A 21,780-nucleotide genomic window follows, 5' to 3' on the forward strand; every position below is an offset into this window, starting at 1 on the left:
TCGACCGGTATTTAAGAAAACTCTTAAACAAGAAGATCCGGTGTGATTTCTTCTACAGTATAGGCTGCCTGTCTTGCCCTAACGTAAAGTCAGTACTATGCTTCCAATGTTCTTTTAGCTGATTTCTTGTTTGCTTCGCCAATTTCGCATTTTTCGCAATCACTTGTGAAATCTGTGCCGATGAATTGCTGCAGGCAGGATCTGAAAATTCGGAGAGGATCATGCCAGGTCTTTGTCGGACGTTGCATCTGGCCGGGATCTGGATTGCTGCGGCAGCCCTTGCGGCGATCGCGCAGGGCGCACGCGCAGACTGTATCGCCGAACGACCGACGGCCATGGTTCCTGCCGATCCTTTGGCCTGCCAGCAGCTCGAGGCGACGATCCGCAAGCCTTCGGCGCTGTCCCTGGGGGACTACGAGAACAAGCTCAATCAGTATCTGGGCAATTACTGCTATCGCAGCGAGGCTGCCGGATGGGTGCACGACAAATTCGTGCGCCCGGCCGGACCGCGCATCGCCACCCTGGTCAACGGCGCGTGGCAGGGCAAGGATTTCGGAACCCATGCGCCTGTGATGATCTGGTATTCACCGGAGATGGCGGACTGGCTTCGCAAGAACCGCCCGGCCGAAGGCGAGGTCGATCATCCGCCGCCGGTTCCCGACGGCGCCATCATGGTCAAGGAGATGTTTTCCGAGCCGGCGTCGGATTGCCGCGCCGTCGATCCTCGCAAACTGTTTCCGACCAGCGGCGCCGCCATCATGATCCGCGATGCCGCCGCCTCCTATGACGGCTGGTTCTGGGGCTGGTACGGCTTTGGCAGCCAGAGTGGCTGGACCCCGGACTGGCCGGCGCTGCCGGCCGACAACAACAGCCTGCCGAATATGGGCTTTGCCCAGTACTGCATGAACTGTCATGCCTCGGCGACCGACAATCTGACCTTCGCATCTCCCAAGAACATCGCGGGTGAACCCGGCAAGCCGCTCAACTATCTCGCCCAGGATTTTTTCCAGGGGTCGCCGGCGCCGACCTTGCACCAGACCGTCGTTCTGCCGGTCAATGCCAAGCCGCGGCTTGGCGAACCGCTTTATAGCCCGAACGCCGGCGTGATCGCGGCGCTGCGGGCCTATGTCCGCGAGATGCCGACCTATGACACCGTGTCGCGAATGCCTTCCGAGACCTACGACAACACCTGGGTCGGGGCCAAAGGCCCTGACGCATCCGACACCTTCCTGACCTCGAGCCAGTGCCTCGGTTGCCATGACGCCGGCAGCACCGGGCTGCAGTTCGACATGACCAAGCCGAACCCGCATGGCGACGGCCTGATCAACCTGTCTCCGCTGGCCACCTGGCGAACCTCGCCTATGGGGCTCGGCGGCCGCGACCCGATTTTCTTCGCGCAGCTGGCGAGCGAAACGCAAAGCTTTCACCCCAAAATGTCTGGTGTCGTGCAGGACGTTTGCCTCGGGTGCCATGGCATAGCCGGGGAACGGCAATTTCATATCGACGAGAAGGCGCGCTCGGGCAAATGCGAACTGTTCCTGCGCGACATGGTCGATGCGACGCCTTGGCCGGCCGATAATCCGAGTGCTGCACTTGCCAATTACGGCATGCTTGCCCGCGATGGCATCACCTGCACCTCCTGCCACCGCATGGTGCTCAACAGCAAGGCCAGCGAGCCGCTCGCCGACAAACCGCAAAACGCTTGCGTGGAGGAGCGGCAGGCGCTGCTCAATCCGCACGCCAGCGGCTTTGCCAAGACCTTCACCGGCAGCTTCATGGTCGGTTCGCCGGATGCGCTGATCGGCCCCTTCGAAAAGCCGGAAGTGGGACCGATGCACACCGCGCTTGGCATCAAACCGGTCCACGACGCCACGATCATGAGCTCCGAGGTTTGCGGTACATGCCACACGGTTCACTTGCCGGTCCTGCAAGGCACCAACACCCTGGCGCATATCTACGAACAGACAACCTATCCGGAGTGGGCGTTCAGCGCCTATCGAACCGGCAGCACGCCCGACGGTCCGCTGCCGCTGGGCGCCGGCGCCACGCCGCGGAGCTGCCAGGGGTGCCACATGCCGTCGACGGAAGCGGACGGATCGCCGACGATGAGCAAGATCGCCAGCATCCAGGAAAACCTGAATTTCCCGCAGACCGAGTCCAGCAACGCCCCTGATCTTTCGGGTCGCGAGGGATTTGCGCGCCACACGCTCGTCGGTCTCAACGTCTTCCTGGTCAAGATGGCGCAGCAGTTTCCCGATGTCTTCGGCATCAGGACGCGCGATCCGATGATGGGCAAGAAGGCGCTCGATCCGCTCGTCCTCACCGAGCAGTCGATGCTGGACATGGCGTCGCAGACAACCGCCACCGTCGCCATCAGCGATATCGCCATGACCGGACATGCGCTCGACGCCAAGGTGACGGTGAAGAATTTTGCCGGTCACAAGTTTCCCTCCGGCGTGGGGTTCCGGCGTGCGTTTCTCACCTTCAGCGTGCTCGACCAGAATGGCGAGCAGCTCTGGGTCTCCGGCCGAACCAACGCCGCCGGTGTGATCACCGACGCGGATGGCAAGCCGCTCGATGGCGAGCTGTGGTGGAAGGACGATTGTTCCGGCCGGATCCATCCTGGCGAGCGGCCGCATCAGCCGCACTACCAGAAGATAACCCGGCAGGATGAGGTTCAAATCTATCAGGAACTGGTCTCGACGCCGCCCGCCAATACGCCCAATCCGGTCTGCAATGCGCATTCGAAGCCGGAAGGCGAACTGACCACCAGCTTCCTGTCGATCTGCACGGAGGTGAAGGACAACCGTATATTGCCGTCCGGCTTCCTGCCGCTCGAAGGCCGCCTCGAAATCGCCAAGGCGCTGGGTGCAGACGAGGAACTCGCCGTCGATGTCGGCACGACCGCTGTCGAGGACGATCCCGACTATGTCTCGGGCGGCAGCGACACGCTGACTTACTCGATCCCGCTTGCCGATCTGCCGAAGGGCACGCGCCCCGCCAGCATCGTGGCGAACCTGTACTACCAGGCGACGCCTCCCTCCTATCTGCAGGACCGCTTCTGTACCGCCAAGGGCCCCGACACCGATCGCCTGTATTTCCTCACCGGGCATCTCAACCTGGCCGGCACGGAAGCAGATGGATGGAAGCTGAAAGTGGTCGGCAGCGGAAATGTCGCCGTGGCCGCCCAGCCCTGAGTCAACGGCAGCAGGCTACGGCAGCAGCCTATGGCAGCATGAACGCCACCGCCGCCTCGGCATGGATGCGCGTCGTGTCGAAGACCGGAATGTCGAAATCCGGCTGACCGATCAGCATGGTGATCTCGGTGCAGCCCATGATGACCCCATCGATCTTTTCATCGCGCCGCATACGGGCAAGTTCATCGATGTATGCCGTCTTCGACTCCGTTGTGACGATGCCCTGGCAGAGCTCCTCGTAAATGACGCGGTGAACCATGTCGCGCCCGGCTTGATCCGGCACCACGGGCTGCAGCCCATGCTTCTCGATGAGCCGGCCCTTGTAGAAATCCTGTTCCATGGTGAAGCGCGTCGCCAACAGAGCTGGACGGCTGACGCCGGCAGCCTTGACCGCGACGGCCGTGGCATCGGCGATATGGATGATCGGGATCGACACGGCCGCCTGCACGGCGTCGGCCAGTTTGTGCATGGTGTTGGTGCAGATCAGCAGCCCTTCGGCGCCTGCGGCTTCCAGTTTGCGCGCGGCTTCGATCAACTGCACACCGGCGCCTTGCCAGTCACCTTCATGCTGCCGTTCGGCAATCTCGGCGAAATCGAACGACCACAGCAAAAGCTCTGCCGAATGCAGCCCGCCCAAACGCTCGCGAACGATCTCGTTGAGCAGGCGATAATAGATCGCCGTCGATTCCCAACTCATGCCGCCGATCAGGCCAAGGGTTTTCATGACGTTCGCTGCTCCGATCCGACTTGCATCGTCGATTTCACAAAAAGCTCTGCGGGTCGATGTCGACCTGCACCCGCACCGAGCCACGCTGCTTCGGCCCCTCGGCCAGCATGGTGCGAATAAAGCCTTGCATGTCGGCGCGCCGCTCGCCCTGGATCAGCAGCCGGAAGCGATGGCGTCCGCCGAGCAAGGACAACGGTGCTTCCGCCGGGCCGAGCACGAACAGGTCGGTCGCTTGCGGTGCGGCACGGCGCAGGCCGCGCGCATGACCCTCGGCTTCCGCCCGCGACGCGGCGCTGACGATGACGCCGGCGAGCCGGCCGAAAGGCGGCAGTGCCGCCCGCTCGCGCTCGGCGATCTCGCGTTCGTAGAAGGCATCGGCATCACCGGAGACGATCGCCCGCATCACCGGATGCTCGGGTTGAAAGGTCTGCAGCAGGCCAAGGCTTTTCTTGCCGGTGCGGCCGGCACGGCCGGTCACCTGGCTGAGCAGCTGAAAAGTGCGCTCGGCGGCGCGCGGATCGCCATTGGCAAGGCCGAGATCGGCATCGACGACGCCGACCAGCGTCATGTTGGGAAAGTTATGGCCCTTGGCGACCAGCTGCGTGCCGATGACGATGTCGGCTTCGCCATCGGCGATGGCTTCCAGCTCCAGCCGCAACCGCCGCACGCCGCCCATCAGGTCTGACGACAGCACGATGGTGCGGGCGTCGGGAAAGTGCGTGAAGACCTCTTCGGCGATGCGCTCGACGCCCGGACCGCAAGCGACGAGATGGTCGAGCGTGCCGCATTCCGGACAGGCCTCGGGCCGGCGCTCATTGTGCCCGCAATGATGGCAGACGAGCTGGCCGCGAAAACGGTGCTCGACCAGCCAGGCCGAGCAGACCGGGCAACCGAAGCGGTGGCCGCAGACCCGGCATAGCGTCAGCGGCGCATAACCGCGCCGGTTGAGGAACAGCAGCGACTGTTCCTGTTTCTCCAGAGTGCGCCGCATATGGTCGATCAGCACCGGCGACAGGAAACCGCCGCGAGCCGGCGGGGCGCGGCGCATGTCGATCGTCTTCAGGTCGGGAAGGGCGGCCTCGGCAAAGCGCGCCGAAAGCACCGCCCTGCCGTAGCGGCCTTGCAGCGCGTTGACCCGGCTCTCCACCGACGGTGTCGCCGAAGCCAGCACCACCGGAAAGCCGCCAATATGGCCGCGCACCACTGCCATGTCGCGCGCATTGTAGAAGACGCGGTCCTCCTGCTTGTAGGCGGGGTCGTGCTCCTCGTCGACGACGATCAGCCCAAGTTCCCGGAACGGCAGGAACAGCGCCGAGCGGGCGCCGGCGACGACGCGCACGCCGCCTTCCGCCACTTGCCGCCAGACCCTTTCGCGCATTTTTGGCGGCAGGTCCGAATGCCATTCCGCCGGCTTGGCGCCGAAGCGTTGCTGGAAGCGTTCGAGAAAGGCGTGCGTCAGCGCAATCTCCGGCAGCAGGATCAGCACCTGCTTGCCTTGGTCGAGCGCGGCCGCCACCGCTTCGAAATAGACTTCCGTCTTGCCCGATCCTGTGACGCCGTCGAGCAGCGTAACGCCGAAGGCGCCGGCCATCACATTGCTGCGCAGCGTGGCGGCCGCATCGGCCTGGTCCGACATCAGCTCGGGCGCGGCATAGGCGGGATCGGGTGCTGCGACCACCAGTCGCGGCGGGATCATCACCGTCTCGAACACGCCTTGCGCCTTCAACCCGTCGATGACGGTCGACGACACGCCGGCCGCATGCGCCAGCCCGGAGCGCGTCCAGGCGAGCCCGCCTTCGGCTGTCTCCAGCACCCGTATTCTCGCGGCCGTCATCCGGTCGGGCTCGGTCACGGTGCGCAGCAAGCCCTCGATCCATGGTTCCGGGTCAAAGGCTTCCGGCGCCCGGAGCAGCATGCGCGCCACCATGCCGGGCGGCGACAGCGTGTATTGCGCGATCCAGTCGACGAACTGGCGCATCGCACGATCGATCGGCGGGCAGTCGAAGACCTGCTCGATCGGCCGCAATTTCTTCGCATCGACCTTTTCGACAACGCCGTCCCAGACGATGCCGGCAACCTGGCGCGGACCGAGCGGCACGCGCACGATCGAGCCCGGCACCACCCGCATGCCGGCAGGCACGGCGTAGGTGTAGGGGCGTTCGGCAGGCATCGGCACCAGCACCGGTGCGGCTGCGGCAAAGGGCGAATCTTCGATCATGAGGCGTGACCTTGCCCCGACTTTGGTCTAGATCAAAGGGCAACCCCGAATGTGCATTGCATGCACATGAAAATCTTCAGGAGACCCCCCATGAAATTTTTTGTCGACACCGCCGATATCAAGGACATTCGTGAGCTGAACGATCTGGGGCTGCTCGACGGCGTCACCACCAATCCCTCGCTGATCCTGAAATCCGGCGGCAAGATCGCTGAAGTCACCAAGCAGATCTGCGACATCGTCAAGGGCCCGGTCTCGGCCGAAGTCACCGCAACTGAATATTCCGAGATGATGCAGCAGGCCAAGGTTCTGGCCAAGATCGCCGACAATGTCTGCATCAAGGTGCCGCTGACGCTGGACGGCCTGAAGGCCTGCAAGACGATCCGCACCGAGATGAACCGCCTGGTCAACGTCACGCTCTGCTTCTCGGCCAACCAGGCTTTGCTGGCAGCCAAGGCCGGCGCCTCGTTTATCTCGCCTTTCGTCGGCCGCCTTGACGACATCGGCCTCGACGGCATGGAGCTGATCCAGGAGATCCGGCAGATCTACGACAATTACGATTTCCAGACCGAGATCCTCGTTGCCTCGGCGCGCACCGTAAACCATGTCAAGCAGGCAGCCCTGATCGGCGCCGATGTCGTCACCGCGCCGCCGGCGACGCTGAAGGCGCTGGTCAAACACCCGCTGACCGACAAGGGCCTGGAACAGTTCCTCGCCGACTGGGCAAAGACCGGCCAGACGATCGGCTGAGGTCAAGGCGCATCGCGCTACAAAAAAGGCCGAGCGATCGGCCTTTTTTTGTTGCCAGGAATCTAAGCGGGAAAGCCTCTAGCTCGAGGCCTTTCCATGCTTGACCAGGTCCTGGGCGACGGACAGGGTCACCATTTCGGCCAGTTCGCGCGCAGCGCGGTTCTCGGCGTCGATCTGCGCCCGGTAGGAGGCGAACTCCTGGGTCGGCTTGTCGAACGACGATGGGATCGAGCGCTTGCCCGTGGCGATGACCACGCCGGTCTTGGCGTCGGTCAGCACGTAGTTCGCGGTTAGCGTCACCGTACCCGCGGTCGGCTCGTCCTCGTCGGTTTGAATCTGCACCTGCGCCGCCGATTCGACCAGTTCGGTAACGCCAAGATCAAGCATATAAACCGGCGCGGCCGGCTCGCCGGCACCCTGGCCAAGCGCGAAGATCAGATTATTGCGGACCTGCTGGGCGTAGCGGGTCTTGACCGGCTTGACCGAGATCGACGCCAGTTCGGCCGAAGCGCCGACCGTGGAGCCGGCCGTCAGCGGCGCGCTCGAATAGAGCGGGCGCACCGTGCAGGCGGAAACCAGCGCGACCGAGGCGATCAGGCCGAAAAGCGCGGTACGGCGCAGCAAACGCGTCACTTCTGTCTTCCCCAGGTCAGGCAACGACATTGACGATCCTTTGCGGGACGATGATGACCTTGCGCGGCGCCTTACCTTCGAGCGCTTTTTGCACGAAGTCGAGGGCCAGCACGGCTTTTTCGACAGCACCTTGGTCCGCGTCGCGGGCAATTGTCAAATCCCCGCGCTTCTTGCCGTTGACCTGCACCGGCAGCACGATCTCGTTGTCGACGACCAGCGCCGGATCGTAGACCGGCCACGGCCTTTCGGCGACCAGATCGGTACCGCCCAGCGTGTGCCAGCACTCCTCGGCCAGATGCGGCATGACCGGCGCGACCACATGCACCAGGATCTCCACCGCTTCGCGGCAGGCGCCCTTTAGCGCCGCATCGGCCTTGCCCTCGGCAACGTCGTTGAGCGGCGTGGTCAAGGCATTGGCCAGTTCGTAGATGCGGGCGATGGCGCGGTTGAAGCCGAGCTTCTCGATATCCTCGCCGATCGCTTTCAGGATCTTGTGCGCGGCCTTGGAAACAGCACCGGCCTCGCCGTCGCTGGCCGCCTGCGGCTTGACGCCGTCGAGCGTCTCGGCGGCGATCGACACCAGGCGCCAGACGCGCTGGATGAAGCGATGCGCGCCGGCAGCGCCATCGTCGGTCCATTCGACATCGCGCTCGGGCGGCGAATCCGACAGCATGAACCAGCGCGCGGTGTCGGCGCCGTAGCCGTCGGTGATGTCTTCCGGGCTCACCGTGTTCTTCTTCGACTTCGACATCTTTTCGAGCGAGCCGATCGTAGCCTCTTCGCCGGTGGCGATCTCGATGGCGCGGCGCTTGCCGCCGACATCCTCGATCTTGACCTCGCCCGGCGACAGCCAGCGGCCATTGTTCGACGCACCGCCGACCCGGTAGGTCTCGTGCACCACCATGCCTTGCGTGAACAGGCCCTTGAACGGCTCGGCCAGGTCGAGATGCCCGGTCTCGCGCATGGCGCGGGTGAAAAAGCGCGAATAGAGCAGATGCAGGATCGCATGCTCGATGCCACCGATATACTGGTCGACGGCCAGCCATTCATTGGCCGCGCGGGGATCGGTCGGGTCGTTGGCCCAGGGCGCGGTGAAGCGCGCGAAATACCAGGACGAATCGACGAACGTATCCATCGTGTCGGTCTCGCGCCGCGCGTCCTTGCCGCATTGCGGGCATTTGACATGCCGCCAGGTCGGGTGACGGTCGAGCGGATTGCCGGGGCGGTCGAACTCGATGTCGTCGGGCAGCTTGACCGGCAGGTCGGCCTTCGGCACCGGCACCACGCCGCAATCCTCGCAATGGATCATCGGGATCGGACAGCCCCAGTAGCGCTGGCGCGAAATGCCCCAGTCGCGCAGGCGGAAATTCACCTTGCGCTCGGCCATCGGCCGGCCGCCAATGCTCTTCTGCTCCAGCAGCTTCGCCACTTCGTCGAACGCCTGCTCCGGCTTCATGCCGTCGAGGAAGCGCGAATTGATCATCACGCCGTCATCGACATAGGCTTCTTCGGTGACCTGGAAGGTCTTGGCGTCGGCGCCTTCCGGCATCACCACCGGGATGACCGGCAGGCCGTATTTGTTGGCGAAGTCGAGGTCGCGTTGGTCGCCCGACGGGCAGCCGAAAATGGCGCCGGTGCCATATTCCATCAAAACGAAATTGGCGACATAAACCGGCAGCGTCCAGCTGTCGTCGAACGGATGCACGACACGGATGCCGGTGTCGAAGCCTTTCTTCTCGGCCGTCTCCAGCGCCGCCACCGAAGTGCCCATGTGGCGGACCTCTTCGATGAACTTGGCCAGCTCGACATTGGTCTCGGCGGCCTTCCTGGCCAGCGGATGGTCGGCGGCAACCGCCATGAACGACGCGCCGAAGATGGTGTCGGGCCTGGTCGTGTAGACTTCCAGCTCGTGCGCGTTGCCAACGGGTGCCGCCAGCGGCCAGCGGATCAGCAGCCCTTCCGAGCGGCCGATCCAGTTCTGCTGCATCAGCTTGACCTTTTCCGGCCATTCACCGAGGCCGTCGAGCGACTCCAGCAGGTCCTGGGCAAAGTCGGTGATCTTGAAGAACCACTGCGTCAGCTCGCGCTGTTCGACCAGCGCGCCCGAGCGCCAGCCGCGGCCGTCGATGACCTGCTCGTTGGCAAGCACCGTCATGTCCTCCGGGTCCCAGTTGACCTTGGAGGATTTGCGCGTCACCAGCCCCTTCGTGACGAAATCGAGGAACAGCATCTGCTGGCGGTGGTAATAGTCGACGTCGCAGGTGGCGAATTCGCGCGCCCAGTCCAGCGACAGGCCCATCATCTTGAGCTGCTCGCGCATGGCGGCGATATTGGCGTAGGTCCACTCCTTGGGATGGACCTTGTTCTGCATGGCCGCGTTTTCGGCCGGCATTCCAAAGGCATCCCAGCCCATCGGGTGCAGCACGTTGAAACCCTTGGCCCGCTTGTAGCGCGCCACCACATCACCCATCGTGTAGTTGCGGGTGTGGCCGATATGGATCTTCCCCGAGGGATAGGGGAACATCTCCAGCACGTAGTATTTCGGCTTCGGGTCGTCGTTCTGCGCTTCGAACAGCTTCTTTTCGGCCCAGGCTTTCTGCCATTTGGGCTCTGACGCGCGCGGATTGTATCGTTCGGTTGCCATCGGATGATTTTCACTTAAAAGCAGGCGCAGACCGCCGGACAAGGCCCGGTGGCCAAGGTAAATGTCGTCGCGGTGTTCACCATGGATTGCCGGACCCGTCAACTGCGGCGAGCCGGCGAGCACGATTAAAGACAGGCAGGATGTAGGCATGGCCAAGGCCGTCGAACAGTTTTTCGCCGTCAAGACGAGGATCGCTGCTGCCGAGCGTGAGGCCGGCCGCAACCCCGGTTCGGTGACGCTGGTTGCCGTGTCGAAGACTTTTGAGGCCGACGCCATCCGCCCGGTCATCGAAGCCGGCCAGCGCGTCTTCGGCGAAAACCGGGTGCAGGAGGCGCAGGCCAAATGGCCGGCGCTGAAAGCTGAATTCCCCGACATCGAGCTGCACTTGATCGGCCCCCTGCAGTCGAACAAGGCGAAGGAAGCCGTCGCGCTCGCCGACGTCATCGAGACGGTCGACCGCGAAAAGATCGCCGCCGAACTCGCCAGGGAAATTGCACGACAGGGCCGCGCGCCAAAACTCTACGTGCAGGTCAACACCGGCTCGGAGCCGCAAAAGGCCGGCATCGAGCCGCGCGAGGCCGTCGCCTTCGTCGCCCGCTGCCGCGACGTCCATGGCCTCGCCATCGAAGGCCTGATGTGCATCCCGCCCGCCGACGAGAATCCCGGCCCGCATTTCGCGCTGCTGGAGAAACTCGCGACCGAGGCCGGCGTCGCAAAACTGTCGATGGGCATGTCCGGCGATTACGAGACCGCAATCGCCTTCGGCGCCACCAGCGTCAGGGTCGGGTCGGCGATCTTCGGTAGCCGGTAGCCAGTCAGGTCTTGGTCCAGAGCCACCGGCCGGTTGCACCAACACTGGAAACGAAACGTGTCGTTCCTATATGACCGGTGTCATCACCACACCTCTGGAGCCGCACCATGCGCTACAATCAACTTGGAAACACGGGGATGTTCGTCTCCGAACTTTGCCTCGGCACCATGACGTTCGGCGCCGCCGGCGAAAACGCCCAATGGGGCCTGATCGCCAGCCTCGACCAGAAAGGCGTCAACGAGATCGTCGGCCGCTCGATCGCCGGCGGCGTCAACTTCTTCGATACGGCCGATGTTTATTCCTTTGGCCAGTCCGAGAAACTGCTCGGCCAGTCGCTCAGGGATCTCGGCGTCAAACGGTCGGACGTGATCATCGCCACCAAGGTGCATGGCGCCATGGGCAGCGGTCCGAACGAGCGCGGCTCCTCTCGCGGCCACATCATGGATGCGGTCGATGCCAGCCTCGAGCGGCTGCAGCTCGACCATATCGATCTCTACCTGCTGCACGGCACCGATGCGGTGACCCCGATCGACGAAACGCTGCGGGCGCTCGACGATCTCGTCGCCAGCGGCAAGGTCCGCTATGTCGGCGTTTCCAACTGGCAAGCCTGGCGCATCGCCAAGGCCTTGGGCATCGCCGAGCGCAAGGGCTTCGCACGCTTTGAGACCGTGCAGTCCTACTATTCGATCGCCGGCCGCGATCTCGAGCGCGAGATCGTGCCGCTCATCAACGAGGAAAAGCTCGGCCTGATGGTCTGGTCGCCGATGGCGGGCGGGCTGCTGTCCGGCAAATACGGACCTGGCGCGCCCGGCAATGGCGAGGGGCGCCGCGCCTCCTTCAACTTCCCGCCGGTCAACGAGGACCGCGCCTGGGCAGCAGTGGCCGTGATGCGCGAGATCGCCAAAAAGCATGATGTCAGCGTCGCCACCGTCGCGCTCGGTTATGTCCTGGCCAAACCCTTTGTGATGAGCGTCCTCATCGGCGCCAGCCGCATGGAGCAGCTCGAGCAGAATCTCGCCGCGACCGAGCTGAAGCTCGACGCCGACGATCTGACGAAGCTCGATGGGGTGAGCGCACTGCCCGCCGAATACCCTGGCTGGATGCTGGAGCGGCAAGCGGCAGCCCGGCGCCCGGCGCCGTTCGTGGCGAAGACGTAGGGGTTTTCGACGACAGGTTGCGAAGGCCGCGTGCCCCGTCGGTACGCGGCCTTTTGCAGTTGTTCAGAGCCGCACGGTCTCGACAAGGAAATCGAGAAAAGCCCTCACCCGCGCCGGCAGATGCTTGCCCTGGCCGACATAGACGGCGTGGGTGAACTCCTCATCACCCGGATTGAAATCTTCCAACAATGGCAACAGCCGCCCGCCGGCGATGTCGGCCTCCACGTGCCAGCGCGCCAGCCGGGCGATGCCGGCGCCTGCCAATGCCATCAGCCGCATTGCCTCACCGTCACTGACCAGCGCGTTGCCAGTCGTCGGGACAATCACGCTTCCGCCCGCGCCGTCGAGGAATGGCCAGCCGTCAATGTGCCGGACGAAGCCGAAACTCATCCGGTTGTGGCGCTCGAGGTCGGCCGGCATCAGCGGGGTACCGTGCGTCTCAAGGTAGGAAGGTGCCGCGACGACGACGGTCCGGCTTTGCCCGAGCTTGCGCGCCACCAGCCGTGATTCGTTGAGCGGGCCGGCGCGGATAGCGACATCGGCGCGCTCCTGCATCAGGTCGATGACGCTGTCGGTCAAAACCAGATCGACTGATACTTCAGGGTAGCGTTCGAGGAAGCGCGGCAAAAGCGGGATCAGCCGGTGCTGCCCGAAAGGCACATAGCTGTTGACGCGCAACAGCCCGCGCGGTGCCGCACCTGCCGCCGCCTCGCGCTCGGCCGCCGCCATGTCGGCCAGGATGCGCACGCCGCTGTCGTAGAAGGCCGAGCCTTCCGGGGAGAGCTGCAGCTTGCGCGTCGAGCGGCTGACCAGCCGCGCGCCGAGCCGCCCTTCGAGACGCGCGATCAGCTTGCTCACCGCCGAAGGCGTCATGCGCAAAGCGCGCGCCGCCGCCGAAAAGCTCCCGGTCTCGACGACGCGGACGAACACTTCGATCTCGCCGGAGCGGTTGATGTCGGGTCTCGCCATTCATGAATCTATTTCACAGACAATGTGCCTCACGCAAGTCTGGTTCACAGTGCGTGACATCACGATCTTCCAGCTCGGGGGCGTGAGAAGGCCCTTCCTCCTCGAAGTGGAAACCGTCATGCCTGTTGCTCTATATGCCCTCGCGGCCGGTGCCTTCGGCATCGGCGTCACCGAATTCGTCATCATGGGTCTGCTGCTTGACGTCAGCACCGACCTCGGCGTCTCGATCTCGGCCGCCGGCCAGCTGATTTCGGGCTATGCACTCGGCGTCGTCATCGGCGCGCCGCTGTTGACCATCGCCACCGGCCGCTGGCCGCGCAAGACCGTTCTCTTGGCGCTGATGGCGATCTTCACACTGGGCAATCTCGCCTGTGCGCTCGCCCCCGACTACTGGACGCTCATGGGCGCCCGCGTGCTCACCGCCTTCGCCCACGGCACCTTCTTCGGCGTCGGTTCGGTCGTGGCGACCGGACTGGTGGCGCCCAACAAGAAGGCCTCGGCGATCGCGCTGATGTTCACCGGCCTGACCATCGCCAACATCCTTGGCGTTCCCTTCGGCACCTGGCTCGGCCAGGCTTTTGGCTGGCGCGCGACCTTCTGGGCGGTAACCCTGGTCGGGCTCGCCGCTTTCGCGATCATTCTCCTGCTGGTGCCGCGCAGCCAGGCATCACCGGAAAAGAGCAACCTGCGCAGCGATCTTGCCGTGCTCGGTCGCACACCGGTGCTGCTCGGCCTTGCCACCACCGTGCTTGGCTATGCCGGCGTCTTTGCCGTCTTCACCTATATTGCCCCGCTGTTGACTGAGATCAGCGGCTTTGGGGAAGCCGCCGTGTCGCCGATCCTGCTGGTCTTCGGCGGTGGCTTGATCGCCGGCAATCTGCTCGGCGGCAAATTCGCCGACCGCTGGCTGGTGCCGTCGGTTCTCGGCAGCCTCGTCGTGCTGGCGCTGGTCCTCGGCACCATGACCTTCGCCCTGCACAGCCAGATAATGGCCGTCATCTATGTCGGCCTGCTCGGCGCCGCCGCCTTTGCCACCGTGGCGCCACTGCAGATGTGGGTGCTGGAAAAGGCGCAAGGCGCCGGCCAGAGTCTCGCCTCGTCTTTCAACATCGCCGCCTTCAATCTCGGTAATGCCGGCGGCGCCTGGCTCGGCGGCATGGTCGTCGCCCACGGCCCCGGCCTCGGCGCCGTCAGCTGGATCGCGGCCTTGCTGCCGCTCTCGGCGCTCGCCGCGGCCACGCTGACGCTGCGCCTGGATCGCAACCCGGCGCTCGGCGAACCAGCGCCTGCCCGCTCCTAGCGAGCCCTAACCCTTTCGACATCACAGGAGAAAAAAGATGGACTATCGACGTCTCGGCGTATCGGGCCTCAAGGTCCCGGCACTCTCATTCGGCACTGGGACCTTCGGCGGTTCGGGGCCATTGTTCGGCGCCTGGGGCACCAGCGATGCCAATGAAGCACGGCGACTGATCGACATCTGCCTGGAAGCCGGCGTCAATCTGTTCGACACGGCGGACGTCTATTCGAACGGCGCGTCCGAAGACGTGCTCGGCGCAGCCATCAAGGGCCGCCGCGACGCGGTGCTGATCTCGACCAAGACGTCTTTGCCGATGGGTGACGGGCCGAACGATTTCGGCTCCTCCCGGTCGCGGCTGATCAAGGCCGTGGAAGATGCGCTCGGGCGTCTCGGCACCGACTATATCGACCTTCTGCAGTTGCACGCCTTCGATGCCGCGACGCCGATCGAGGAGGTGCTGTCGGCGTTCGACGAACTCGTGCGCGCCGGCAAGCTGCGCTATGTCGGCGTCTCCAATTTCTCCGGCTGGCAAGTGATGAAGTCGCTCGGCCTCGCCGATAGGCATGGCTACCCGCGCTATGTCGCGCATCAGGTCTATTATTCGCTGCTCGGCCGCGACTATGAATGGGAGCTGATGCCACTCGGCCTCGACCAGGGTGTCGGCGCGCTGGTGTGGAGCCCACTCGGCTGGGGCCGCCTGACCGGCAAGATCCGCCGCGGCCAAAAGCTACCGGAAAAGAGCCGGCTGCACGATACCGCAAGCTTCGGCCCACCGGTCGAGAACGAGCATCTCTACCGGGTCGTCGACGCGCTCGACGCGGTGGCCGAGGAAACCGGCAAGACCGTGCCGCAGATCGCCATCAACTGGCTGTTGCAGCGCCCGACCGTGTCCTCCGTCATCATTGGCGCCCGCAACGAGGAACAATTGCGCCAGAACCTCGGCGCCATTGGTTGGACCCTGACGCCGGACCAGATGAAAAAGCTCGACGCCGCAAGCGAAGTCACCGCGCCCTACCCGTATTTCCCCTATCGCCGCCAGGAAGGTTTTGCCAGGCTGAACCCGCCGGCGGTGTGAAGCGCCGGCTGACTCAGCGCAAGCGCTTGTAGTTTGGCCGCGGCCTTGGAGGTTCGTCATCCTAGGGCGAAGCAGGAGCGCAGCTCCGTCGCGGAGACCCTAGGATCCATGCCGTGACATCAGCCGAGGAATGCAACGGGGTAGAATTCTGCACCGTAGCAACGCCTTGATGTCGCGGCATGGATCCTCGGGTCTGCGCCGCGTCGCTACGCTCCTTGCTCCGCCCGTGGATGACGAAGCGATGGGTGTTCCGCCAATCACTTGCGGTCTGCGCTGCCCCTAATGCAGCACGAATTCGCCATCCACCTTGCGCCACTCATTCGGCGCGATCAGCTTCTGGTGCGTGTAGACGACCGAATGCAGCGGCCCGTCGAGCTTGGCCTTCCAGAACTCGATGAAGCGGACCAGCACCGGGAACTTCGGCGCCAGGTCATAGTCCTGCCAGATGAAGCTCTGCAGGAGATGCGGGTGGTCGGGAAAGTGATAGAGAATCTTGGCCGTGGTCAGGCCATAACCCCTGAGCATCAGGTCCATTTCGGCATGGTCGCGCATTGCAGCCCCCAGGTTGATTAACCTCGCCTCCCACGCAACATTGTGCGCGCCGTTGCTTAACTGTCTATTGATTTTTCCTGATCGAAGCAGGCTTTTCCTCGCGAAAACATGTGGTTAGCAGCGAGCTTGATCGAGTGCTGACAGCGATGGGTAGTACCCCTGCGTCATCCCGCCACGCAAACCCAACGTCTAATATTGCCGTCACCGCGGAACTGGTAATAATGCCGCCGAATTCGCGGCCGCGTCGCCGCGATCCCGCCGGCGTTTCAAGCCGGCGGATTGGTTTGGGAGGAAATGAAGAAATGTCCGAGGTTCATGTCCATCGCGTCCAGCCGGCGTGGAAGAAAAACGCACTGATCGACAACGACACCTATCTCAAATGGTACGCCGACAGCGTGAAAAACCCGGACAGGTTCTGGGGCAAGCACGGCAAGCGCATCGACTGGTTCAAGCCTTTCACCAAGGTCAAGAACACCTCCTTCGACGGCAAGGTCTCGATCAAATGGTTCGAGGACGGCCTGACCAACGTCTCGTACAATTGCATCGACCGCCACCTGAAGAAGCGCGGCGACCAGACCGCCATCATCTGGGAAGGCGACAATCCCTATGACGACAAGAAGATCACCTACAATGAGCTCCACGAGCATGTCTGCCGGCTCGCCAATGTGATGAAGAAGCACGGCGTCAAGAAGGGTGACCGCGTCACCATCTACATGCCGATGATCCCCGAAGCGGCCTATGCGATGCTCGCCTGCACCCGCATCGGCGCCATCCATTCGATCGTCTTCGGCGGCTTTTCGCCAGATGCGCTGGCCGGCCGCATTGTCGATTGCGAATCGACCTTCGTCATCACTGCCGACGAAGGCCTGCGCGGCGGCAAGACCATTCCCTTGAAGGAAAACACCGACAAGGCGATCGATATCGCCGCCAAGAACTTCGTCATGGTCAACAAGGTTGTCGTCGTGCGCCGCACCGGCGGCAAGGTCGGCTGGGCGCCGGGCCGCGACGTCTGGTACCACGATGAAGTCGCTTCGGTGAAAGCCGAATGCAAGCCCGAGAAGATGAAGGCCGAGGATCCGCTGTTCATCCTCTACACCTCGGGATCGACCGGCAAGCCGAAGGGCGTGCTGCACACCACCGCCGGCTATCTCGTCTATGCCTCGATGACCCACCAATATGTCTTCGACTATCATGACGGCGATATCTACTGGTGCACCGCCGACGTCGGCTGGGTCACCGGCCACAGCTACATCGTCTACGGCCCGCTCGCCAATGGCGCCACCACGCTGATGTTCGAAGGCGTGCCCAACTACCCCTCGCAGTCGCGCTTCTGGGAAGTCATCGACAAGCACAAGGTCAACATCTTCTACACCGCGCCAACGGCGCTGCGCGCGCTGATGGGCGCCGGCGATGAGCCGGTGAAGAAGACATCGCGCAAGTCGCTGCGCGTGCTGGGCTCGGTCGGTGAGCCGATCAATCCCGAAGCCTGGCAGTGGTATTTCAACGTCGTCGGCAACGGCAAGGTGCCGATCGTCGACACCTGGTGGCAGACCGAGACCGGCGGCATCCTGATCACGCCGCTGCCGGGCGCCACCGACCTCAAGGCCGGTTCGGCGACGCGGCCCTTCTTCGGCGTCAAGCCGCAGCTGGTCGACAGCGAAGGCAAGGTGCTGGAAGGTGCGGCCGACGGCAATCTCTGCATCACCGATTCATGGCCGGGCCAAATGCGCACCGTCTATGGCGACCACGAGCGCTTCATCCAGACCTATTTCTCCACCTACAAGGGAAAATACTTCACCGGTGACGGCTGCCGCCGCGACGCCGACGGCTACTACTGGATCACCGGTCGCGTCGACGACGTCATCAATGTCTCCGGCCACCGTATGGGCACGGCGGAAGTCGAATCAGCACTGGTCAGCCATGACAAGGTTTCCGAGGCCGCGGTCGTCGGCTATCCGCACGACATCAAGGGCCAGGGCATCTACAGCTATGTCACCTTGATGAAAGGTGTCGAGCCCAGCGAGGATCTGCGCAAGGAACTGGTCGGCCATGTCCGCAAGGAGATCGGCGCCATCGCGACCCCCGACAAGATCCAGTTCGCGCCCGGCCTGCCGAAGACCCGCTCGGGCAAGATCATGCGCCGCATCCTGCGCAAGATCGCCGAGGACGATTTTGCCGCCCTCGGCGACACTTCGACGCTGGCCGACCCGGCCGTCGTCGACGACCTCGTCGCCAACCGGCAGAACAAGAAGAGCTGATGCAGCCGACAGTCGGGTCCGTCACCGAGCTTTGGCGTTATCCGGCGAGTTCGCTCGCCGGCGAACGGCTGGACGCGATTTCGGTGGATCTGGAAAGCATCGACGGCGACCGCATGTTCGGTCTCGTCGATGTCTCCGACAACGAGATCGCCCGGCCCGATCGCGACGCGAAATGGCACAAGGTGCCGCGCATCCGCACCCGGCTTTCGCAAGCTCGCCAGCTTGAGGTCGCCATTCCCGGCGGCGACTGGCTGGCGGCACCCGGCGCCGAAAGCGACCGCGCCGTATCAGCCTATCTCGGCTTCGAAGCCTCGATCCGGCCGCTCGACCCTGAAAATGCCGCGCCCGGCTATTCCGGCCCGCTGACCGCGGCGCGCTACCGCAAGGCGCCCATCCATCTCCTGACCACGGCGTCGCTGGCGCGCCTGAAGGCGTTGCATCCGGAAGGTGCCGCCGACCCGCGCCGCTTCCGCCCCAACATCGTCGTCGACATGGCGGCGATTGAGGGATCGTTCCCCGAGACGGAATGGATCGGCAAGAAGCTGGCCATCGGCGACCTCAAGCTGACCATTTCCGAGCCGTGCCGTCGCTGCGGCTTCACCATCATCGCCCAGGACGGCTTCGACCACGACCCGGGAATTCTGCGCAATCTGGTGCGCCACAACGCGCACAATCTCGGCGTCTACTGCACGGTCGACCAGCCCGCCCGCGTCGAGATCGGCGCAACGATGCGGCTTCTCTGAGGGTTGTGGTTTCGTCATACTCGGGCGAAGCAAGGAGCGAAGCGACGCGGCGCAGACCCTAGTATCCATGCCGTGACGCTAACGCGTTGCAGCAGTGCAGAGTTTTGTTTCCGCCGCATTCCCCGGCAAAGGTCGCGGCATGGATCCTCGGGTCAAGGCCGAGGATGACGAAGGCGCGAGGGCATCGGCCAATCTCGAAGCTTGGCGACGAGCGAAGGTTCCCGGTACGCTTCGGCGCGGAAAACCCGCGCGCGGCTTTTTCGACTGTGGCGACTTGCCATTTGCCAAACGAGACCCCATCATCATGGTGTGTTCAACAAATCGAAAGGAGGTGATCCGATGTCGAGTGATTTCGTTTTCCAGAACGTGGCCTCAGCGGATTGCACTTTCGGGAAGCAGTCTTCCCGTTAAGGCGCGAAATGCGCGGCGGGTGACTTCGGTCACCGCCATGGGCCGCGCCACGGACGGAAACACGGAAGGCCGCCGGCTTCGCAAGAAGCGGCGGCCTTTTCCGTTTTCGGCCCTTCAGGCCAGCATCTGTGCGCTGACCGTCCTGTCGATGCCGTGATAGGGCGGGTTGAACAGATTGCCTTCCTGCTCGTAGGTCCACACCTTGAACAATGAGAGCTGGTGCTGGCCGAAACTGTGCAACAGCGGCACATCGGTGGCGTCGCGTCCGCGCGCAATGACGACGCGGCCGATCCTCGGGCGATTGTGGCGCGGGTCGAACGTGTACCATTTGCCGTCGAGGAACACTTCCATCCAGGCAGAAAAGTCCATCGGCGCCGGGTCAAGTGGCACACCGATGTCGCCAAGATAGCCATTCACGTAGCGGGCCGGAATGTTCATGCAGCGGCACAGCGTGATCGCCAGATGCGCAAAATCGCGGCAAACGCCAACGCGCTCCTCATGCGCCTGCGCCGCCGTGCGGGTCGAGCGCGCATAGCCGTAGCCGAAGGACAGCCGGTTGTGGACATAGTCGACGATCGCCTGCACCCGCGCCCAGCCGGATGGAAGCGAACCGAAGCGCTGCCAGGCCAGTCCGCTGAGGTGATCGGTCTCGCAGTAGCGGCTGCCCAGGAGATAGAAGAGCACCTCGTCCGGCAACTCCGCCACTGGCACTTCCCTGGCCAGCGTATTGACCGCGTCGGTCTCGCCGCTGTCCTCGACGACGGCGTCGTAGAGGATGCGAAAATTGCCGGCAGGTGCGGTGAACCGCCGGCAGGCATTGCCATGAAGGTCGTGAAAGATCTTGGTCGGCACTGATGGCGAGGTGAGCACCTTGGTCTGCCGCTTGATGTCGGCCTGCCTGTCCTTGTGGATTTCGAGCAGCGAGACGACCGGCGTGGTGGCGACACAGTCAATGGCGATTTCGTAGCCGAGTCGGATCAGCATCGCAGTCCCCCTGTTGGTCATCGTGGAAAACAGTTGGTCAAACGCAAGAGGTCGGGCCGTGGTTCCCTTGGGCTGGCCGAAAAGACAGCCGCGCGCCTTCCCATCCGGCTGCCGCACCGTTACGGTCAGTGACACCTCTCCCCTCCCCAAGCGCTCCCAGGATTTCAGATGTTTGCAGGCAGAAAATTCGCGGCCTTCCTGTTCGATATGGACGGCACGGTGATCAATTCGATAGCCGCAGCGGAAAGGGTCTGGGCCGCGTGGGCGCTTCGGCAAGGTCTCGACGTCGTGAAATTCCTGCCGACGATCCATGGCGTGCGGGCGATCGAGACCATCGGCCGGCTGGCGCTTCCGGGCGTCGATGCCGCCAACGAAGCCTATTTGCTGCTACAGGCCGAGGCGGCCGATCTGGATGGCATTGTTCCAATCGCCGGCGCCGCGGCGTTCCTGGCGTCGCTGCCGCCCGAGCGCTGGGCGATCGTCACCTCGGCGCCGCGCTCGCTGGCGCTGTTGCGTATGCAGGCGGCCGGCATCCCGGTTCCCGCCTTGATGGTCGCGGGCGAGGACGTTTCCCACGGCAAGCCGGCGCCCGACTGTTTCCTGCTGGCGGCAAAACAGCTCGGCGTCGATATCGGCGACTGCCTGGTCTTCGAGGATGCCCCGGCCGGTATCGCGGCAGCGGAGGCCGCGGGCGCCTCGGTGATGGTGATCAGCGCCACCCACCAGCACCCACTGCCGACGCAGCACGCTGCGATAGGCGGCTACGAGGGGGTCGGCATCACCGTCGACGAAAACGACTGGATTGCCCTCGAACCCCAGCGCAACGCCGCCTAAGCCAAGGGTGTGTTGAGATTCAGGTCAGGCCGAGTCGAATGCGGTGGTTCCCGAGAACCGGAGCGGAGCGTACTTAAAGTACGTGAGCACCGGCCTACGCCGGCCGTAGCCTAAACTGCCGCGACCACTCATGAGTGCTTCGGCCGGCGAAGGCCGGAAGCGCAGGAATCGGTTGTTCGCAGGCCGGCATCACCTGAATCCCGGCATATCCTCAGAAGTCGCTGGTCAGGCCTTTGACCTCCCAGTCGCCATAGCGGCCGGGCTCCTTGCCGCCGCGGCCGCCGATTTCCTTCGGCAGCGCGGCTTCCTTCTCGCCATAGGATTCGCGGCGCGCCTTGGCCTCGGCCAGAGCGCGGCTGGCCGCCGGCGACAGTGGCTTTTGTGGCGTGTCGCTACCGGGAACGGCGTCGGTTTTTCTGGTTTCGTCGATCATGCGATATGTCCGGCGGATTGAAACGAGCGCAGGCGTTTCCCATCATATAGCGATGAGCCCACGAGGATCGACCCTTTTTTACCGCCGCCC

General features: G+C 63.8%; 18 protein-coding genes. 10 read left to right on the forward strand and 8 right to left on the reverse strand.

Annotated elements, in window-relative coordinates:
* The first annotated feature begins 221 nt into the window (after positions 1-221).
* Positions 222-3,197 carry a hypothetical protein gene (locus AC1DX6_RS28505; RefSeq protein WP_477319568.1) on the forward strand — a complete coding sequence of 992 codons (2,976 nt, stop codon included), beginning with the start codon at positions 222-224 and terminating at the stop codon, positions 3,195-3,197.
* A 28-nt stretch (positions 3,198-3,225) separates the two neighbouring features.
* Here the strand turns inward: AC1DX6_RS28505 and AC1DX6_RS28510 are convergent, their stop codons facing one another.
* Entirely contained in the window at positions 3,226-3,921 is a 696-nt protein-coding gene (locus AC1DX6_RS28510) for an aspartate/glutamate racemase family protein (RefSeq protein WP_477319570.1), read from the reverse strand.
* Between the two features lie 37 nt (positions 3,922-3,958).
* Positions 3,959-6,142, reverse strand: a complete 2,184-nt coding sequence (locus tag AC1DX6_RS28515; protein ID WP_477319572.1) for a primosomal protein N' — start codon at positions 6,140-6,142, stop codon at positions 3,959-3,961.
* A gap of 90 nt (positions 6,143-6,232) precedes the next feature.
* Here AC1DX6_RS28515 and fsa point away from each other — a divergent pair, with 90 nt between their 5' ends.
* Positions 6,233-6,889 (forward strand): fructose-6-phosphate aldolase, encoded by a 657-nt coding sequence (gene fsa / locus AC1DX6_RS28520; RefSeq protein ID WP_477245957.1) that lies wholly within the window; start codon positions 6,233-6,235, stop codon positions 6,887-6,889.
* A 78-nt stretch (positions 6,890-6,967) separates the two neighbouring features.
* Here the strand turns inward: fsa and lptE are convergent, their stop codons facing one another.
* Together lptE and leuS are read right to left on the reverse strand one after the other, a co-directional pair.
* A complete protein-coding gene (gene lptE / locus AC1DX6_RS28525) occupies positions 6,968-7,552 on the reverse strand; it encodes an LPS assembly lipoprotein LptE (protein WP_477319574.1) in 585 nt (194 codons plus the stop codon).
* Entirely contained in the window at positions 7,539-10,166 is a 2,628-nt protein-coding gene (leuS, locus tag AC1DX6_RS28530) for a leucine--tRNA ligase (protein ID WP_477319576.1), read from the reverse strand. The genes lptE and leuS overlap by 14 nt, the downstream gene beginning before the upstream one ends.
* Before the next feature lie 148 nt (positions 10,167-10,314).
* On the opposite strand from leuS, the gene AC1DX6_RS28535 reads away from it, so the two are divergent.
* Positions 10,315-10,977: a YggS family pyridoxal phosphate-dependent enzyme gene (locus AC1DX6_RS28535; RefSeq protein ID WP_477319578.1), complete on the forward strand. Its 663-nt coding sequence runs from the start codon at positions 10,315-10,317 to the stop codon at positions 10,975-10,977.
* Between the two features lie 107 nt (positions 10,978-11,084).
* The gene (locus AC1DX6_RS28540; protein WP_477319580.1) at positions 11,085-12,134 is read left to right on the forward strand and encodes an aldo/keto reductase; all 1,050 of its coding nucleotides are present in this window, start codon (positions 11,085-11,087) and stop codon (positions 12,132-12,134) included.
* A gap of 63 nt (positions 12,135-12,197) precedes the next feature.
* Here the strand turns inward: AC1DX6_RS28540 and AC1DX6_RS28545 are convergent, their stop codons facing one another.
* Positions 12,198-13,103 carry a LysR family transcriptional regulator gene (locus tag AC1DX6_RS28545; protein ID WP_477319582.1) on the reverse strand — a complete coding sequence of 302 codons (906 nt, stop codon included), beginning with the start codon at positions 13,101-13,103 and terminating at the stop codon, positions 12,198-12,200.
* 118 nt (positions 13,104-13,221) lie between these two features.
* On the opposite strand from AC1DX6_RS28545, the gene AC1DX6_RS28550 reads away from it, so the two are divergent.
* Complete coding sequence (locus AC1DX6_RS28550) at positions 13,222-14,403, forward strand: MFS transporter (RefSeq protein ID WP_477319584.1); 1,182 nt, start codon at positions 13,222-13,224, stop codon at positions 14,401-14,403.
* A gap of 37 nt (positions 14,404-14,440) precedes the next feature.
* The gene (locus tag AC1DX6_RS28555; protein ID WP_477319586.1) at positions 14,441-15,475 is read left to right on the forward strand and encodes an aldo/keto reductase; all 1,035 of its coding nucleotides are present in this window, start codon (positions 14,441-14,443) and stop codon (positions 15,473-15,475) included.
* A gap of 279 nt (positions 15,476-15,754) precedes the next feature.
* On the opposite strand, the gene AC1DX6_RS28560 is transcribed toward AC1DX6_RS28555, so the two are convergent.
* Positions 15,755-16,027, reverse strand: a complete 273-nt coding sequence (locus tag AC1DX6_RS28560; RefSeq protein WP_477319588.1) for an usg protein — start codon at positions 16,025-16,027, stop codon at positions 15,755-15,757.
* A gap of 302 nt (positions 16,028-16,329) precedes the next feature.
* Between AC1DX6_RS28560 and acs the strand changes: the two genes are divergently transcribed.
* The 3 genes from acs to AC1DX6_RS28575 all read left to right on the forward strand — a co-directional run bounded on the left by acs (position 16,330) and on the right by AC1DX6_RS28575 (position 19,596).
* Entirely contained in the window at positions 16,330-18,285 is a 1,956-nt protein-coding gene (acs, locus tag AC1DX6_RS28565; protein WP_477319590.1) for an acetate--CoA ligase, read from the forward strand.
* Positions 18,285-19,028: an MOSC domain-containing protein gene (locus AC1DX6_RS28570; RefSeq protein ID WP_477319592.1), complete on the forward strand. Its 744-nt coding sequence runs from the start codon at positions 18,285-18,287 to the stop codon at positions 19,026-19,028. Before acs ends, AC1DX6_RS28570 begins: the two co-directional genes overlap by 1 nt.
* A gap of 94 nt (positions 19,029-19,122) precedes the next feature.
* A complete protein-coding gene (locus tag AC1DX6_RS28575; protein WP_477319594.1) occupies positions 19,123-19,596 on the forward strand; it encodes a hypothetical protein in 474 nt (157 codons plus the stop codon).
* On the opposite strand, the gene AC1DX6_RS28580 is transcribed toward AC1DX6_RS28575, so the two are convergent.
* Positions 19,554-20,423 carry a transglutaminase-like domain-containing protein gene (locus AC1DX6_RS28580; protein WP_477319596.1) on the reverse strand — a complete coding sequence of 290 codons (870 nt, stop codon included), beginning with the start codon at positions 20,421-20,423 and terminating at the stop codon, positions 19,554-19,556. The two genes, AC1DX6_RS28575 and AC1DX6_RS28580, sit on opposite strands and share 43 nt — an antisense overlap.
* A 168-nt stretch (positions 20,424-20,591) precedes the next feature.
* On the opposite strand from AC1DX6_RS28580, the gene AC1DX6_RS28585 reads away from it, so the two are divergent.
* A complete protein-coding gene (locus AC1DX6_RS28585; RefSeq protein ID WP_477319598.1) occupies positions 20,592-21,257 on the forward strand; it encodes an HAD-IA family hydrolase in 666 nt (221 codons plus the stop codon).
* Between the two features lie 211 nt (positions 21,258-21,468).
* On the opposite strand, the gene AC1DX6_RS28590 is transcribed toward AC1DX6_RS28585, so the two are convergent.
* Positions 21,469-21,690, reverse strand: coding sequence for a DUF1674 domain-containing protein (locus AC1DX6_RS28590; protein ID WP_477319600.1), 222 nt, complete (start codon positions 21,688-21,690; stop codon positions 21,469-21,471).
* Positions 21,691-21,780 lie beyond the last annotated feature (90 nt).

Source organism: Mesorhizobium sp. P2_C4, assembly GCF_056404575.1.